Below are 17,745 nucleotides of genomic sequence, written 5' to 3'. Positions count from 1 at the left end.
ATGTATAGAATGTGTAAAGATTCTGTAAATAACAAATTGTGCATCAAAATATGTGATATATTTCTTCATGTTTACGGAAGCTTATTTCATAACAAGAAAAATGGAGGCATTAATATGTTGAAAAAAGTTTTTGCAATGAGTACAACAGTTGTACTAGCGGCGGGATTATTAAGTGGCTGCGGAGCGAAAGAATCAAGTGCAAGTAAAAATGAAGATACGAAAAAAGGTTATGTACCAAAGACCTTAAATGTTCAATTTGTTCCTTCTCAAAATGCGGATACGCTAGAGGCGAAGGCAAAACCATTGGAAAAGCTATTAAGCGATAAATTAAATATTCCGGTAAAAGTTAGTATTTCAACTAACTACAATACAATTGTAGAAGCGATGGCATCTAAACAAGTAGATGTAGGGTTTTTACCGCCAACAGCGTACGTGTTAGCACATGAAAAGAAGGCTGCTAATGTAATTTTGCAAGCACAACGTTTTGGAGTAGAGGATGAAACAGGAGCTCCTACAAAAGATTTAGTAGACTATTATAAATCTGAGTTTGTTGTTAAAAAAGACTCTAATATAAATAGTGTAAAAGATTTAAAAGGTAAAAAAATTGGTTATCAAGATGTAACATCATCAGCAGGATATGTATGGCCTGCAGCTGTTCTATTAAAAGAGGGAATTGATCCGCTAAAGGATGTGAAACCTGTTACATTAAAAGGCCATGATCAGTCACTTATTGCACTTTTAAATGGTGATGTAGATGCAGCTGTTGTATTCCAAGATGCTCGTAATATTGTAAAAAAAGATTATCCGAATATATTTGATCAAACGAAAATAGTGAAATTTACTGAGAAAATTCCGAACGATACAATTTCTGTACGCTCGGATTTAGATGCAGAGTGGAGTAAGAAATTACAAGATGCTTTCATTGAAATTGGAAAAAATGAGGAAGGCCGTAAAATCATTAAAGAAGTATATTCCCATGAAGGATATATTAAATCTGATGATAGTAAATTTGATATTGTTCGTGAATATGGAAAGACAGTGAAGACGCAATAATACATAGTGAAATGGCGGCTAGCTGGAAGGTGTGAGATTTCAGTTAGTTTGCCGTTTTTTAGTTATTGATAATACATTGAAAGTAGGTAAGATGTGTGATAGAGTTTCGAAATGTTTCCAAAATGTATCCGAATGGCACAAAGGGATTGAATAATATAAATTTAAAGATTCAAAAAGGTGAGTTTATTGTAATGGTCGGATTATCCGGAGCCGGAAAATCTACACTTCTCAGATCCGTAAATCGTCTTCATGAGATTACCGAAGGAGAAATCATTATTGAAGGTGAGTCTATTACTTCTGCGAAAGGAAAAGGATTAAGGCGTATGCGCCGGGATATCGGTATGATCTTCCAAAGTTTTAACCTTGTAAAGCGATCAACAGTATTAAAAAATGTATTAGCTGGTCGTGTTGGATATCATTCCACACTACGTACAACGTTAGGTTTGTTTCCGAAAGAAGATGTGGAGCTCGCATTTCAAGCATTAAAAAGAGTGAATATTTTAGAAAAAGCATATGCACGTGCTGATGAATTATCAGGAGGACAACAGCAACGTGTATCGATAGCTAGAGCATTGGCGCAAGAAGCAAAAATCATATTGGCAGATGAGCCTGTTGCATCGTTAGATCCACTTACGACAAAGCAAGTGCTAGATGATTTGAAAAAAATTAATGAAGATTTTGGAATCACGACAATTGTAAATTTACATTCTATTGATTTGGCTAGACAATATGCGACACGCATTATCGGATTACATGCAGGAGAAATTGTTTTTGACGGTTTAGTAGAAGAAGCAACGGATGAAAAATTTGCTGAAATTTATGGGGACGTTGCTCAGAAAAGCGAATTATTAGAGGTGGCAGTAAAATGAATGACATGACGATATATTCAAATGAAATACCGAAGCCGCCGAGTAAATTGAAACATATGTTAACGTTTATTTTAGTTATTTTAATGCTGTGGAGTAGTAGTGTACAAGTAGATGCATCATTTTCAAAACTGGTAGACGGTTTTCCAAATATGGTAGATCTATTGAAAGAAATGGTGCCACCTGATTGGAGTTATTTTCAAGTTATTACAACAGCGATGTTAGATACAATACGTATGGCGATTATTGGGACGACCTTAGGAGCGATTTTAGCTATTCCACTTGCATTGTTTGCAGCAAGTAATGTGTTTACTAACACATTTTTATATAGTCCAGCTCGAATGATTTTAAATTTTATACGAACGATACCAGATTTATTATTGGCGGCTATTTTCGTAGCGATTTTTGGAATTGGGCCACTTCCAGGTATTTTGGCTCTTACTTTTTTTTCAATTGGACTTGTAGCGAAATTGTTGTATGAATCAATTGAATCAATTGACCCTGGCCCACTAGAAGCGATGACAGCTGTAGGGGCTACTAAGGTGCAATGGATTGTTTATGGAGTCATTCCACAAGTAAAAGCACACTTTGTTTCCTATGTACTATATACATTTGAGGTGAATGTACGTGCAGCGGCTGTCCTAGGTTTAGTAGGAGCAGGTGGTATTGGACTATATTATGATCGTACACTTGGATTTTTACAATATCAACAAACTGCTTCTATAATTATTTATACCCTTATTGTTGTTTTGTTAATTGACTACATTAGTACATTGTTGCGGGAGAAACTATAATGAATAGAACGACGATGATTGTGCCAAAACCGAAGAAACTGAGTGTATATCGCTGGGTTATTTTTATAGCAATTACATTTGTTTATGTTTGGGCCTTTTCAGGAGTACCATTAGAAGGGATAAAGGACACAGCAGGTGAAATCACGAAAGCAATTATGACAGGGGTATTGAATCCAGACTGGTCGTATGTATCTTTGCCAGATGGTGAAGATTTATTGCATGGATTAATTGATACGTTGGCAATTGCGATATTAGGTACATTTATTTCTGCATTTTTATCTGTTCCGTTTGCCTTTTGGGCGGCAACGAATATGAGTAGTGGAAAATTAACTTCAGGATCTGGAAAATTTGTACTTAGTTTTGTTCGTACGTTTCCTGAATTAGTTATGGCTCTTTTATTTATAAAAGCTGTTGGTCCAGGCTCTTTTGCAGGAGTATTAGCCTTAGGATTACATTCTATTGGAATGTTAGGAAAACTATATTCAGAAGGAATTGAAAACATAGATAAAGGACCGACGGAAGCGTTACTAGCAACAGGAGCAAACCGTTTTCAAATACTTTGGTATGCAGTGTTACCACAAGTGTTACCAGACTTTCTATCGTATACGTTATACAGATTTGAAATTAATGTACGATCCGCTGCGATTTTAGGGGTTATCGGAGCAGGAGGGATTGGTACACCTTTAATTTTTGCGCTGAGTTCACGGAATTGGTCTCGTGTTGGGATTATTTTATTAGGTATTATTTTAATGGTAATTATAATTGATTTGATTTCAAGTTCGATTCGCAAACGGATTGTTTAACTTATTTGAAAAGCATCGAAGTTAGATGCTTTTTATATTTTTAAAAACGTATTTAAAAACGTAAGTATAGAAGAAATTTGTATAAATATACAGATAATTCTCTTTCTTTTTAAAATAAAAATAATGAAAAAGTATGTCATATTGAATGCCCATACATTCCCGGAAACATTGATTTTTTTATAAAAAATCAAAAAAATATCAACATATTTGTCGATACATGTTGTATAATCTTGCGTGGGAAGCTATCATATAAATGTATAAAACGTTTACTAATATAAGCGAAGGGAAGAATAGCATGTCACATTCAATCGAACAACTTTCTATCAACACGATTCGCACATTATCCATCGATGCGATTGAAAAAGCAAACTCTGGTCACCCAGGAATGCCAATGGGTGCAGCACCAATGGCTTATACATTATGGACTCAATTTATGAAACACAATCCAAATAACCCAACGTGGTTTAACCGTGATCGTTTCGTATTATCTGCAGGTCATGGTTCAATGTTATTATACAGCCTACTTCATCTATCTGGTTATGATGTAACAATGGATGACTTAAAGAACTTCCGTCAATGGGGAAGCAAAACTCCAGGACATCCTGAGTACGGTCATACAGCTGGTGTAGATGCAACGACTGGTCCACTTGGACAAGGTATTGCAACTGCTGTAGGTATGGCAATGGCTGAAAGACATTTAGCTGCTAAATATAACCGTGATGCGTATAATGTAGTAGATCATTATACATACGCTATTTGTGGTGATGGAGATTTAATGGAGGGCGTTTCTGCTGAAGCATCTTCATTAGCTGCTCATTTACAATTAGGTCGTCTTGTTGTGCTTTATGATTCAAACGATATTTCATTAGATGGCGATTTAAATCGTTCATTCTCTGAAAGTGTAGAAGATCGTTACAAAGCATACGGATGGCAAGTGATCCGTGTTGAGGATGGAAACGATATTGAAGCAATCGCGAAAGCAATTGAAGAAGCGAAAGCTGACGAAAAACGCCCAACGCTAATTGAAGTAAGAACGACAATTGGTTTCGGTTCTCCAAACAAATCAGGAAAATCAGCTTCACATGGTTCTCCACTTGGTGTAGAAGAAACAAAATTAACGAAAGAAGCATATGCTTGGACTGCTGAACAAGACTTCCACGTAGCAGAAGAGGTATACGACAACTTCCGTAAAACAGTACAAGATGTTGGTGAAACTACGCAAGCAGAGTGGAACACTATGCTAGGTGAATATGCGCAAGCATACCCAGAATTAGCAAACGAATTCCAAGCAGCAATGAACGGTCAACTTCCAGAAGGTTGGGAGCAAAACTTACCAACTTATGAATTAGGATCAAAAGCAGCAACTCGTAATTCTTCTGGTGCTGTAATTAATGCAATTGCAGAGTCTGTACCATCATTCTTCGGTGGATCTGCTGACCTTGCTGGTTCTAACAAAACATACATGAATAACGAAAAAGACTTTACAAGAGACGATTACAGCGGTAAAAACATTTGGTACGGTGTACGTGAGTTCGCAATGGGTGCAGCAATGAACGGTATTGCATTACATGGCGGTTTAAAAACTTACGGTGGTACGTTCTTCGTATTCTCTGATTACTTACGTCCAGCAATTCGCCTTGCAGCATTAATGCAATTGCCAGTAACGTATGTATTCACACATGACAGTATCGCTGTTGGTGAAGATGGTCCAACACATGAACCAGTCGAACAATTAGCAGCGCTTCGTGCAATGCCGAACGTTTCTGTTATCCGTCCAGCTGATGGTAACGAATCTGTTGCAGCTTGGAGACTGGCTTTAGAATCTACAAACAAACCAACTGCTTTAGTATTAACTCGTCAAGACCTTCCAACATTAGAAGGTGCAAAAGATGATACGTATGAAAAAGTAGCAAAAGGTGCATATGTAGTTTCTGCAAGCAAGAAAGAAACGGCTGATGTTATCTTACTTGCAACTGGGTCTGAAGTAAGCCTAGCTGTTGAAGCTCAAAAAGCATTAGCAGCGGACGGCGTTGACGCAGCTGTTGTCAGCATGCCATCTATGGATCGTTTTGAAGCTCAACCTGCAGAGTACAAAGAATCTGTATTACCAAAAGCAGTAACAAAACGTTTCGCAATCGAAATGGGTGCTACATTCGGATGGCACCGTTACGTAGGTCTTGAAGGAGATGTGTTAGGTATCGATACATTCGGTGCTTCTGCTCCTGGTGAGAAGATTATGGAAGAGTATGGATTTACTGTAGAGAACGTTGTTCGTAAAGTAAAAGAAATGCTTTAATGATTTCAGAAAAATCTCTCCGGCATGGAGAGATTTTTCTATGTAAATGAGTTTTTTCGACAGAAAAAGTTTTTTATCTCTCCGCAGTCAGACAATCATTGCAAATTTTCTTATATATAATGAAGGGAAAAGGTTGTCCAGATTGGGAGGGGAAAAATGAAAACGTATGAATTGTATTTAATTCAAGAGGATATTGCGAAATCTTATTTTGGTCGTGAATATTTGTTTTTTGATTTATTTGCTCGATTTTCAGAATCTGGGTCCCTTTCGGAGAAAAAAGTGTTATATAAACAAATGATGTATATAACGAAACCATTGCAAGTAATGAAAATTCATCATAAATTAGAACAAGCTTTGCGCGTTCTTGGTAAATATGATAGAACACATCATACACATACACTTTATACGGGAGCGGAGTACGGTGAAATAATGGTGAAACCACACTATATTCGTATGAATACCTCTGGAAATGTCTCTATGGAAACGACTTTCTTTGAGGTGTTAAGAAAGTGTGAATTAACATTTTTAGCTATGGATTATGAAAATACAAAGTACGGATGGCTGAATCCTCTAAAACAAGTACGAACATATGTGTAAAAAATGTCGAATTGTATCTTGTCTTATTGAAAAGGTTTTAGTACACTGTAAGGTAGACAACATGAAGGAGGAAAATATATGCCAATTTGGTTAGGTATTCTAGTGGGCGTAGTAGCACTAGTAGCAGGCGTGGCGTTAGGATTTTTCATTGCCCGCAAATACATGATGAATTACTTACAAAAAAATCCACCAATTAACGAACAAATGTTAAAAATGATGATGATGCAAATGGGACAAAAACCTTCCCAAAAGAAAATCAATCAAATGATGAGCGCGATGAACAAGCAACAAATGAAATAAGCGCTAAAAGACACTCACTAAGAGTGTCTTTCTTTTTGTTAGTTACAGTTTTTAAAACTTTTAAAAATTCTGTATTTTTGGTAAACTGAAAACATCGCTCATTTTAAGGGAGGAGGAAAAAAATGAAAGTGTTTATGAATTTAGCGTGGTTTTTTAAACAAGAAAAACGAGCGTACATAACCGGAATTATTTTATTATTTGGCGTTGCACTTTTAGAGCTCGTAGCACCAAAAGTAATTGGAATCGTTGTAGATGAAATTAATGATGAAACATTGACGACCGATAAGTTACTAAAATGGGTTGTACTATTAGTAATTGTAGGTATTACGATGTACATATTGCGTTACATATGGCGTATTATGATTTTCGGGTCTTCGTTAAAATTAGCTCGCCAATTACGAAAAAATTTATATGAACATTTTACAAAGATGAGTCCATCTTTCTATCAGTCAAATCGAACAGGTGATTTAATGGCACATGCGACTAATGATATTCAAGCAATCCAGCAAACTGCTGGAGCGGGTGTTTTAACGCTTGTTGATTCATTAGCTGTTGGGGGATGTGTACTCGTAGCGATGGGTTTTACAATTAGTTGGAAGTTAACATTGTTAAGTTTAATTCCGATGCCGATTGTAGCCATTTCGACAAATTATTATGGAACGTTATTACATAAAAGGTTTCATAAAGCACAGCAATCGTTTTCGGAAATTAATGATAAAGTGCAAGAGAGTATGAGTGGAATGAAAGTGATTCGATCGCTTGGACAAGAGAAAGAAGATTTGCAGGCGTTTCGAAAAAAATCAGAAGATGTTGTGCATAAAAATGTGTTAGTTGCACGTATTGATTCGTTATTTGATCCGACAATCGCTCTTATCGTTGGATTTTCTTTTTTAATTGCAGTATGTTACGGATCGGTATTAGTTGTAAGAGGTGAATTAACAGTAGGTGATCTCGTTACATTTACGACATATTTAGGTACCCTCGTTTGGCCAATGTTAGCGTTTGGATGGTTGTTCAATATTATGGAGCGTGGGCGTGCTTCATATGACCGTGTAGAAAAAATTCTTTCACAAAAATCAGATGTAGTAAATAGAGAAAATGCTGTACATACGATAGCGAGCGGTAATGTTTCATTTGCCATTGATTCATTTTCGTATAAGAAAAATGAACTGTTACATTTAAACGATATTCACTTTGATTTGAAGAAGGGCGAAACGCTAGGAGTTGTAGGACGTACAGGTGCAGGGAAAACGACTTTATTAAAATGTTTAATCCGTGAGTATGATCATTTTAATGGTGAATTAAAAGTTGGGGAGCGAGATATTCGAGATTTAACACTTCATGGTGTCCGTTCTGCCATTTCATATGTGCCGCAAGATCATTTTTTATTTTCAGCAAGTATTGGTGAGAATATTGCCTTTGGAAAGGCGGATGCTACATATAATGAAATTACCCAAGCTGCAGAGATTGCTTGTATTCATAATGATATCCTCCAATTTTCAGAAGGATATGAAACAGTAGTAGGGGAAAGAGGCGTTTCGTTATCTGGTGGTCAAAAACAGCGAATCTCTATTGCTCGTGCTTTATTAACAAATGCTGAAATTTTAATTTTGGATGATTGTTTATCAGCGGTAGATGCAAAAACAGAAGAGACAATTTTAAGTGCCTTAAAGAGGGAAAGAGCAGGGAAAACGACGATTATTACTGCACACCGATTAAGTGCAATTCAGCATGCTAATCTTATTCTTGTTGTTGATGAAGGTAGAATTGTACAAAGAGGTACACATGAGGAATTAATGAAGGAAAACGGCTGGTATAAGGAAATGTATGAAAGCCAGCAATTAGAAGCTTTAGTCGAGAAAGGAGGCGTATGATGGTAGAGAAGAAGCGAAGTGATTTAAGTAGATTGCTTTCTTATATGAAGCCATATAAAGGGTTGCTATCTTTAGCATTTATCTTTTTAGTTGGTGCGACAGTAACGGAAATGATGGGGCCTTTTTTAATTAAACAATTCCTTGATGAACACCTAGTACCGCGGGATTTTGAACGATCAGCACTCGTTACTTTATTTGTAATTTACATAGTTGCTCATTTATTAAAGGTATTATTTACGTATTTAAATCTATTGTACTTTCAGAACATTGCTTTTAAGATTGTTCAAGATATGCGAGTTGAAGTATATGAACATGTTCAAAAGCTGTCATTAAGTTTCTTTGATCGTACGCCAATTGGTACGCTCGTATCTCGTATAACGAATGATACGGAAGCGATTAAAGATTTTTATGTCAGTGTATTATCAACATTTGTGAAAAATGTAGTCTTTTTAGTAGGTATTTTAATAGCGATGTTTTTATTAGATGTAAAATTAGCGTTATTTTCTCTCATATTAATTCCGATAATGTTCGCGATTATGGTATTATATCGCCGGAAAAGTGCAGCTTTTTATTTAGAAGTACGTAATCAACTAAGCGTGTTAAATGCAAAATTGAACGAGTCCATACAAGGAATGAATATTGTTCAAGTGTTCAGACAAGAAAAACGTATGAGAAAAGAGTTTGAAGAAGTGAATAATAAACATTATAGTGCAGGGCGACGTACTTTGAAGTTAGACGCATTACTTTTACGACCAGCTACGGATTTAGTACATATTGTAGCTATTGCGTTAGTACTAGGTTTATTTGGGATTGATGCTTTAAAGAGCCCTGTTGAAGTAGGAGTTTTATATGCTTTTGTTAACTATATACATCGTTTCTTCCAACCTGTAAATGAGATGATGATGAAATTGTCCTTTTTCCAACAGGCACTTGTTTCGTCATCACGTGTATTTCATTTAATGGACGAGAAAGATTTAGCACCGGTTCAAAAAGGCAATGAGAATCCTCAAGTTGTCGATGGAGATATTGAATTTAAAAATGTTACTTTTTCATATGATGGAAAGCGTGACGTTTTAAAAAATGTATCATTTCACGTGAAACAAGGGCAAACGGTTGCTTTTGTTGGGCATACTGGTAGCGGAAAAAGTACGATTATGAATTTGTTAATGCGATTTTATAATATTAAGTCGGGAAATATTGTAATAGACTGTGTAGATTTAGAAAAATTTGAAGAACGAGAAATTAGAAAGAAAATAGGACTCGTATTGCAAGATGCATTTTTATTTGCTGGAAATGTAAAGCAAAATATTCGTATGTATAATGAAGAAATTACGGATGAAGAAGTAAAAGAAGCTGCTCGATTTGTGCAAGCGAATACGTTTATTGAAAAGTTACCAGAGCAGTATGAAACAGAAGTAGTAGAAAGAGGTGCAGCATTTTCAAGCGGTCAACGACAATTAATTGCTTTTGCTAGAACGATAGCAACGAATCCGAAAGTATTAGTATTAGATGAAGCAACAGCTAATATCGATACAGAAACAGAAGAGGCTATTCAAACAGCGTTGCAACAAATGCGAAAAGGTAGAACGACGATAGCCATTGCGCATAGGTTATCTACAATTCAAGATGCAGATCAAATTTTTGTGATGCATGATGGAGAGATAGTAGAAAGAGGAACACATCAAGAATTACTAAGTGAGCAAGGTTTGTATTATAATATGTACTTGTTACAAAATAAAGGGAGTTTGCAAAAGGCCTTGTAAATACAAGGTCTTTTTTATTTTGTATACAAAATATATTTACTCTTTGTTTCTATAGCATAAATGTCGTGTCCTCTTATGAAATTTGTACATATTGTATGTATACGAAGTAAAAAAATTAATAGGAGATTTTATATGCAAAACAGATCGAGTTCAAATGTTACGTTAATTGATGTGTCTCATTGGGAAGGGAATATTGATTGGAATGCAGTGAAGGCATCTGGAATTCCAGCAGCGTATGCAAAAGCGACAGAAGGTGTAAATTACATTGATCCTACTTTTACTAAAAATGTACAAGCAGCCCGAAGTGCGAATGTATTAATTGGTGCATACCATTTTGCACGTCCAGAACAAAATGATGCAATTTCAGAGGCGAAATATTTTGTGAGTATATTACAAAGTAACCAGACAGACTTAATGCCAGTTCTGGATTTAGAATCACCAAAAGATCCGAGTAATAGTAATTTAACTGGTAGCGCTATATCGAATTGGGCAAGAAGCTTCATAAATTATGTGAAACAGGCTACTGGAAAAGATGTAATGTTATATACAGGAGTTTGGTATATTAATGAGTTCGGAATTAGCGGATTAAGTGATATTCCACTTTGGATTGCTAAATACTCGAGTACACCGCCTGCTGATGCTGGTGGATGGACAGCGTGGACAGCATGGCAGTACACAGATTCTGGACAAATTTCAGGTGTAGGAAATTGTGATGTATCAGCTGCAGTTTCACTAGAAGCTTTACAAGGGAATGGAGCAAGTGGTGGAGGGAATGTTTCTCCGCCTAATAATGCAACTCCAGTGTACGGGGTTGCTATAATTAATGGAGATAATGTGAATTTGAGAAGTGGACCATCTTTGCAGTCTAGTGTAATTCGCCAATTGAATCGTGGCGAAACATATGAAGTTTGGGGAGAACAAGATGGATGGCTTTGCTTAGGGACAAATCAATGGATATACTACGATCCAAGTTATATTCAGTATGGTGTACAATAGAGTGAAAATAAAAGGTGCCCCGTCAGAGGTGCCTTTTATCCCGCATTAACTGGCGGTAAGACTCCCACCTCAAAATTCAGCGGAAGCAAAGAAGTTAGGGGGGATCAATTGCCAGTAAACGCCCGATTGGTTCAACTAATAATCAGTGGGGAATGAACAAAACCCCCACTGATTAAAGTTTCACTTTATCCGTTGTGATTATTTTGGTTCTGGATAATGATTGTAGTAAGAGATTCTAATAAATTCTTGGTAGACATTTGTTAATTTGGCATCTCTAAGAGCATCGTTGAATTTTTGCATACGTACACTACCTTGAGCGTAGCCTCCACCTGGGGCATAAGGGTTTCTAGCTTCAAAGTCATCCAAAAATACTTTTAATTTTTTATAGTCTTGAGATTGATAGAAAGCCACGGCCTCTTCAGGAGTGACATCAAAGTAAGAGGATGATGTTGAGTTATAAGAAGCTGCTTGAGCAGTAGGTGCCTCTAGCATAGTTGCAGCTCCACCGAACATAGTAAGCGCCATAGAAGATACAATAATTTTTTTAAACATAATAAAACCTCCATGTAGAATATTGGACTAATAGCAATCCTGTAATCAGTATAGTTACATTGAAAATGATTATCAAATGCAATGTTGCATAATGTATCCTGCTATTTGTGGGCAGTAAGGCTCAAAGCAGAGAAGTTAGATGGGGATCGGGCTGAATAAAGTTTTACTTTATTCTTTGAATGAAGAGTCACCCTTATATCTCAATGAAGGAGCGTAATAGAGAATTAATAGATTAAAAGAGGTGTATAAATTACTCGGATTAACAAGAAAATGAAAAGGCTATTTTTAATAAGGGGAAGGTTAATAGAAGATTAATAACTGGAGCAAAGGAATTGCTATTTATATATTTAACATACATATTTGTCTTTTAAATTGTAGGCGTGTTTTAGAATTTGTATATAGTAAATTCGTTAAAAAACTTGATAAATAATAAAATGTGTAAATTTTTTGACTATTTCATTAAAATTATTTAATATTTGTAATTTATTGTTTTATAATGATAATCGGGTCGATCGTGAATGTTTTAGATATTGCGATATATACTCGGATTAATTTATTCTAGGGAGGTTACAAAATTGGGTAAGAGAGTCATTATAAGAGTTTTTACATTATTATCAGTACTGGCATTATTCCTTAATGTATTTTTACCTAGGGCTAGTGCAGAGGTTATGACGCACGAGAAATATTCAATGAACTGGAGTTATAGTAATAGTTTAGGAAAGCACATTCGAACTGAAATGATTAAAAATTCAAGTGGTCAAATTGCTTATTGCTTAACTCTTGGACTAAAATCACCAAATGGTGAAGATCTTCCTGAAATGGGGAAAACAGATAATGTAGTATATAGGGTCCTATTAAACGGTTTCCCGCAAAAAAGTGTTCAGCAGTTGGGAGTAGCTAATCAGAATGAGGCACACTACGCAACTCAGCTTGCAGTTTGGAATGCATTAGGTCAACTTGATGTAAATGAACTGAAACATGAGAATAAAAATGTTGAAAAAGCAGCTAAGGCAATTATCAATGCTGCTAACAATAGCGGCGATACACAAGATATTTATATGAATGTTATCCCAGTTGAAAAACAAAAAGCAGAATTAAAAGGTGAGTTCTTCGAAACAAATCTATATACAGTACAAACAAATGCTAAGGGTGGTTCTTATAAAGTAGTAGCAAAAAATGCACCTAATGGAGTAAAAATTGTTAGTGAAAATGGTGAAGTGAAAGATCAACTTTCAGTTGGAGAGAAATTCCGTATCCAAATTCCTAAAAATACTAAAACAGGTGAATTTAATCTAAGTGTTGCTGCAAACTTAACAAAAGTTCAAGCAATTGCTTACCGTGGTACGGATACTGTTCAGAATGCTACAGTACTATTAGAAAGAAATGAAGAAAAGCTTAGTAGTGATCTTGCAGTAAATTGGGAAGCAGCTGGTTCTTTAAAAATTAAAAAGGTTGGAGAAAATGGAGAAGTTTTAGCTGATGCAGTATTTGAGGTCTTTAATGCAAATAATGAATCAGTTGGAAAAAGCACGACTGGTGCTGATGGTATAGCAGAATTAAACAACTTACCAATTGGTACTTACACATTAAAAGAAATTAAAGCACCAACAGGCTATGTTTCAGATGATAAACCACAAACTATTGAAGTTAAGACAGGAGAAACAGGAGCTGTCCAAATAGTAAATAACAAAGTAAAAGGTAACATCGAAATTAAAAAGCTTAGTGATTCAGGAAAGGTTTTACCAAATGTTGAATTCACAGTCTTCACTGAAGATGGTAAAGAAGTGAAAAAAGTAGTAACAAAAGAAAATGGAATTGCAAACGTTGAAGGTCTTACGTATGGTAAATATTATTTCTTAGAGACACAAACACCTAATGGATATATTGGAAATAAAACAAAGTATCCTTTTGAAATTAAAGAGCACAATAAAACACTTACTTTTACAGTGGAAAATACAGAAGTAAAAGGTAGTGTAAAATTACTTAAAGTGGATAATGAAGATGTTAGTAAAAAATTAGAAGGTGCAGAATTCGAGCTAAAAGATGCAAGTGGAAAAGTAATTGGTGAATATAAAACAGATAAAAATGGTGAGATTAACGTCAAAGATTTAGCGTATGGTAAATATTCATTTGTAGAAAAGGCTTCTCCAAATGGTTATGTTCTTGTTAAAGAACCAATTATGTTCGAAATAAAGGAACATGGAAAGATTATTGAGTTATTGGCAGTTAATCATCTTATCAAAGGTGATCTAGAAATTACAAAGGTAGATGTAGCTGATGGAAATAACAAGCTTCCAAATGCAGAATTTACGATTTATAACGAAGCAGGAAAAGAAGTAGTAAAAGGAAAAACAGACGATAAAGGAATCGCTAAATTTGAAAAGTTACCATTTGGAAAATACACATATAAAGAAACTGTTGCACCAAAAGGTTATGTATTAAATGAAGAAACGTTCTCTTTTGAAATTAAAGAGAATGGTCAAATCATTAAACACATTGTCAAAGATGAAAAGATTCCTTCAATAAAAACAACAGCTACTGATAAAACAGATGGTACAAAAGAAATGCACACGTCTAAGTCTGTAACAATCCAAGATAAAGTGGAATACAAAGATCTACAAGTAGGTAAAGAGTACACTGTAAAAGGTAAATTAATGAATAAAGAGACTAATAAACCATTAGTTGTAAATGGTAAAGAAGTAACTGCTGAAACGAAGTTTACACCAACAGAAGCAAATGGTTTTATTACACTAGATTTTACTTTTGATGCAACTGGTTTAGAAGAAAAAGAAGTAGTAGTATTCGAAGAGTTACTGAAAGACGGAAAAGTTGTTACGACACATGCTGATATCAATGATAAAGGTCAAACAGTTAAGTTCGTTAAGCCATCAGTAAAAACGACAGCTACAAACAAAGCTGATGGTGGAAAAGAGATTCATTCAAAGGATTCTATCACTATTCAAGACAAAGTGGAGTATACTAACTTAGTTGTAGGTAAAGAGTACACTGTAAAAGGTAAACTTATGAACAAAGCTATTAACAAACCATTATTAATTGATGGAAAAGAAGTAACAGCTGAAACGAAGTTTACTGCAAAAGAAAAGAACGGTTTTGTAACATTAGACTTTACTTTTGTTGGTGCTGAACAGCAAGGAAGAGAAGTAGTCGTGTTTGAAGACTTATTACATGAAGGTCAAGTAATTGCAACTCATGCTGACATTAATGATGTAGGTCAAACAGTTCGGTTTGTAGAACCTTCTATTAAAACGACAGCTACAAATAAAGCTGATGGTTCTAAAGAGTTAGACGCTTCTAAATCTGTAACAATCCAAGATAAAGTGGAATACAAAGACTTAATCGTGGGTAAAGAGTACGTTGTAAAAGGTAAACTAATGGATAAAGCAACAAACAAGCCATTATTAGTTGATGGTAAAGAGGTAACAGTAGAATCTAAGTTTACTGCTAAAGAGAAGAATGGTTCTATCATACTAGATTTCACATGTAATGCTTCTGCATTACAAGGTAAAGAAGTAGTAGTATTTGAAGAACTGTATCAAGATAATATATTAATAGCTATTCACGCTGAAATTGAAGATAAGGGACAAACAGTGAAATTTAAAGAGGTAAAGCCGGAACAACCTAAACCAGAACAGCCGAATTCGGATGAAAATACTCCAACACCAGAGCAACCTAACGAGCAAGTAAAAGAACAACCACAACCTAAGAAAGAAATCCAATCTAAAATTGGATGGTTACCACAAACAGGTACTAATCTTACAAGTTGGATCTCTATGGCTGCAGGAGCATTACTGTTAATTGTTGGTGGAGTGATTTTCTTAAAACGTAAAAATGCATAGAAATTAAAAATAAGCACATCTGTTTTTATAACAAGATGTGCTTATTTTTATCATTTTAGCCAAGAAAACTCCTATATTTAAGTCTGAATGGCATTTAAAATAGCAACTTTATTTGTAGTAAATAATATATAATTTTGTTTTACTGTTTTAATTAAAATACGGTCTGTTGTCCCATAAGCTGCTCCAATACGTATTACATCTACGTCTTCAACACCAGCATAGGTAGCATCTTCGGTAACCTCAATCACATCACGTAATGGAATTGTAATCTCCGCCAATCGCCATGAAATAATTAACTCTTCATTTGTTTTTTTTACATTAATGCCTAGCATTATACCAAGACCCTTCAACAATAATATGCTACACTTCTAATCTCGTTATATAAATTTTTAGATTTTTTATCTATATGTAGCCATAGAATTTATTTATATTTGTGAGCATCTTAATGATGTCAAACAAATAGAAGGATATACAGTCTTTCTATTAAGAAATATGTTAAGAACAAAAGTTCACTTCAAATTAATATGAATTTGATATGGTTGAGATATTATGAACGAGAAACAGTAAGAGTTGCAGGAAGGAAATGAATAATGAGACTTAAATTAGTAGGGATTTTCAGTTGTGTAATTATGATGTTAGGTCTTTTTATAATTTACACCAATCAATCTATTGGTAAAGAACCAGATAAGACGAACTATGAATCTCGTGAAAACTCCATAAATAAAGAGAAAGATAGTAGAGGAAAAGGGCAATCAAAATACAATGAAAGTTCTTTTGCTAGTATACAGGCTGTAGTTAATAAGGAATATGGATTACCCGAAGACTATAAACCAGAGGATTTAGTTGTACCAAATGTACCATTCTCATTTAGTGGAACGGTAGAAAAGAGCCACCTCCGTAAAGAGGCGGCAGAAGCACTGGAAAAGTTATTTGATTTAGCAAAGCAGGAGGGGATTCAGTTAAATGCTGTTTCGGGATTTCGTTCCTATGACTATCAACAACGACTGTATGCGAACAATGTGAAAAGAAAAGGACAAGAGCATACGGATCGCTTCTCGGCAAAACCAGGACATAGCGAACATCAAACAGGGTTAACAATGGATGTTTCTTCTAAAAGTGCGAACAATGAATTAGAGCTATCTTTTGCTAATACGAAGGAAGGAAAATGGCTGAAAGAAAACGCGCATCGTGCAGGGTTTATCATTCGTTATCCTAAGGGGAAGGAAAGTATTACAGGTTATGCATATGAACCTTGGCATATTCGCTATGTAGGAGATATTGCTGAAAATATATATGAACAAAAGCAGACTTTAGAAGAATACATGAATCTATGAAAATAGAATTGAAGAATTAAACGGGCTATCAATAGACGTGAGATTGTAAAAGGCAGGGGATATAAATTAAGGTGTTTTTTAATTTTTTTAGTGAAGAGGGAAGGTATCCCTCTTCTTTTTTCATTCCTTGTAAAATTTGAGGATGTCTTAGGGGAGTGAAAAGATGGATTGTGTAGGTGTATTAATAAAGGCTACTTTCGATGGCTTCTGGAGATGTTTTTTGAGGGAATATATTCATTGCAGCAATTGACTATATTATAGGAGCATTCACGTTGGGATATAACAGAGAATTATAGAGTAAAGTAGGATTCAAAAGCATTGTTAACAATGTGGGTGTTATAAGTTATTTTCCTATAAAAACAATTAGTTTTTGTTCAAAATTTAAGAGTGTTATTTTATTATATCTAGTAACTATTTATATTATTTAATAATTACTTGATTTACTATTAAGGTGATTATCTTACAAAATTGTAAGGTTATTTTAATTGACACTCGTATGTATAAGTAACTATACTGGTTACACAATGTTGGTGAGTATATTTAATAATCTTTATCTATAAGTGTATGTCCGAGGATTATTTTTGGAGCAATAATTCGATTTTAAATTTATTATCTGATATATATTAATGTAAACAACTTAATCTATTCTTTATTCAAGGT

The 17,745-nt window shown here is 34.8% G+C and carries 13 protein-coding genes and 1 pseudogene; 12 read left to right on the top strand and 2 right to left on the bottom strand.

Annotated features, from left to right (window positions below; genetic code table 11):
- The first annotated feature begins 114 nt into the window (after positions 1–114).
- From DN403_RS19690 to DN403_RS19645, 10 genes and pseudogenes are all read left to right on the top strand, one after another.
- Positions 115–1,053, top strand: coding sequence for a phosphate/phosphite/phosphonate ABC transporter substrate-binding protein (locus DN403_RS19690; protein ID WP_000915042.1), 939 nt, complete (start codon positions 115–117; stop codon positions 1,051–1,053).
- Between the two features lie 95 nt (positions 1,054–1,148).
- Positions 1,149–1,922: a phosphonate ABC transporter ATP-binding protein gene (gene phnC / locus DN403_RS19685; RefSeq protein WP_000569232.1), complete on the top strand. Its 774-nt coding sequence runs from the start codon at positions 1,149–1,151 to the stop codon at positions 1,920–1,922.
- On the top strand, positions 1,919–2,713 hold the full coding sequence (gene phnE / locus DN403_RS19680; RefSeq protein ID WP_016077368.1) for a phosphonate ABC transporter, permease protein PhnE: 795 nt from the start codon (positions 1,919–1,921) through the stop codon (positions 2,711–2,713). The genes phnC and phnE (DN403_RS19680) overlap by 4 nt, the downstream gene beginning before the upstream one ends.
- Complete coding sequence (gene phnE / locus DN403_RS19675) at positions 2,713–3,516, top strand: phosphonate ABC transporter, permease protein PhnE (RefSeq protein WP_001082385.1); 804 nt, start codon at positions 2,713–2,715, stop codon at positions 3,514–3,516. Before phnE (DN403_RS19680) ends, phnE (DN403_RS19675) begins: the two co-directional genes overlap by 1 nt.
- A gap of 295 nt (positions 3,517–3,811) precedes the next feature.
- Positions 3,812–5,812 carry a transketolase gene (gene tkt, locus DN403_RS19670; RefSeq protein ID WP_000019774.1) on the top strand — a complete coding sequence of 667 codons (2,001 nt, stop codon included), beginning with the start codon at positions 3,812–3,814 and terminating at the stop codon, positions 5,810–5,812.
- Positions 5,813–5,968: 156 nt separating this feature from the next.
- Positions 5,969–6,409, top strand: coding sequence for a sporulation inhibitor of replication protein SirA (gene sirA, locus DN403_RS19665; RefSeq protein ID WP_000860652.1), 441 nt, complete (start codon positions 5,969–5,971; stop codon positions 6,407–6,409).
- 78 nt (positions 6,410–6,487) lie between these two features.
- Positions 6,488–6,709, top strand: coding sequence for a YneF family protein (locus DN403_RS19660; RefSeq protein WP_001123317.1), 222 nt, complete (start codon positions 6,488–6,490; stop codon positions 6,707–6,709).
- 122 nt (positions 6,710–6,831) lie between these two features.
- Positions 6,832–8,583, top strand: coding sequence for an ABC transporter ATP-binding protein (locus DN403_RS19655; protein WP_000862447.1), 1,752 nt, complete (start codon positions 6,832–6,834; stop codon positions 8,581–8,583).
- Entirely contained in the window at positions 8,583–10,346 is a 1,764-nt protein-coding gene (locus DN403_RS19650; RefSeq protein WP_000229515.1) for an ABC transporter ATP-binding protein, read from the top strand. Before DN403_RS19655 ends, DN403_RS19650 begins: the two co-directional genes overlap by 1 nt.
- A gap of 132 nt (positions 10,347–10,478) precedes the next feature.
- Positions 10,479–11,330: pseudogene (locus DN403_RS19645) on the top strand (GH25 family lysozyme); the annotation flags it as partial.
- 210 nt (positions 11,331–11,540) lie between these two features.
- On the opposite strand, the gene DN403_RS19640 reads toward DN403_RS19645, so the two are convergent.
- A complete protein-coding gene (locus DN403_RS19640) occupies positions 11,541–11,894 on the bottom strand; it encodes a hypothetical protein (protein WP_000473481.1) in 354 nt (117 codons plus the stop codon).
- A 575-nt stretch (positions 11,895–12,469) separates the two neighbouring features.
- On the opposite strand from DN403_RS19640, the gene DN403_RS19635 reads away from it, so the two are divergent.
- Positions 12,470–15,751 carry a VaFE repeat-containing surface-anchored protein gene (locus DN403_RS19635; RefSeq protein WP_016077400.1) on the top strand — a complete coding sequence of 1,094 codons (3,282 nt, stop codon included), beginning with the start codon at positions 12,470–12,472 and terminating at the stop codon, positions 15,749–15,751.
- Between the two features lie 77 nt (positions 15,752–15,828).
- Here the strand turns inward: DN403_RS19635 and DN403_RS19630 are convergent, their stop codons facing one another.
- A complete protein-coding gene (locus DN403_RS19630) occupies positions 15,829–16,083 on the bottom strand; it encodes a SunI/YnzG family protein (protein ID WP_000900697.1) in 255 nt (84 codons plus the stop codon).
- 258 nt (positions 16,084–16,341) lie between these two features.
- On the opposite strand from DN403_RS19630, the gene DN403_RS19625 reads away from it, so the two are divergent.
- Positions 16,342–17,085 (top strand): M15 family metallopeptidase, encoded by a 744-nt coding sequence (locus tag DN403_RS19625; protein WP_074789825.1) that lies wholly within the window; start codon positions 16,342–16,344, stop codon positions 17,083–17,085.
- The last annotated feature ends 660 nt before the right edge of the window (positions 17,086–17,745 follow it).

The organism is Bacillus sp. AY2-1 (assembly GCF_008368965.1).
Lineage (GTDB): Bacteria > Bacillota > Bacilli > Bacillales > Bacillaceae_G > Bacillus_A > Bacillus_A thuringiensis_S.
The sequence above is the reverse complement of the archived record's forward strand: the minus strand, read 5'-3'. Positions and strand labels throughout refer to the sequence as shown.

Bases quoted from the DNA above. Each gene is read 5' to 3' on its own strand.
- DN403_RS19690 (WP_000915042.1), top strand. From the start codon at position 115: ATGTTGAAAAAAGTTTTTGCAATGAGTACAACAGTTGTACTAGCGGCG.
- phnE (WP_016077368.1), top strand. From the start codon at position 1,919: ATGAATGACATGACGATATATTCAAATGAAATACCGAAGCCGCCGAGT.
- phnE (WP_001082385.1), top strand. From the start codon at position 2,713: ATGAATAGAACGACGATGATTGTGCCAAAACCGAAGAAACTGAGTGTA.
- tkt (WP_000019774.1), top strand. From the start codon at position 3,812: ATGTCACATTCAATCGAACAACTTTCTATCAACACGATTCGCACATTA.
- sirA (WP_000860652.1), top strand. From the start codon at position 5,969: ATGAAAACGTATGAATTGTATTTAATTCAAGAGGATATTGCGAAATCT.
- DN403_RS19660 (WP_001123317.1), top strand. From the start codon at position 6,488: ATGCCAATTTGGTTAGGTATTCTAGTGGGCGTAGTAGCACTAGTAGCA.
- DN403_RS19655 (WP_000862447.1), top strand. From the start codon at position 6,832: ATGAAAGTGTTTATGAATTTAGCGTGGTTTTTTAAACAAGAAAAACGA.
- DN403_RS19650 (WP_000229515.1), top strand. From the start codon at position 8,583: ATGGTAGAGAAGAAGCGAAGTGATTTAAGTAGATTGCTTTCTTATATG.
- DN403_RS19640 (WP_000473481.1), bottom strand. From the start codon at position 11,894: ATGTTTAAAAAAATTATTGTATCTTCTATGGCGCTTACTATGTTCGGT.
- DN403_RS19630 (WP_000900697.1), bottom strand. From the start codon at position 16,083: ATGCTAGGCATTAATGTAAAAAAAACAAATGAAGAGTTAATTATTTCA.
- DN403_RS19625 (WP_074789825.1), top strand. From the start codon at position 16,342: ATGAGACTTAAATTAGTAGGGATTTTCAGTTGTGTAATTATGATGTTA.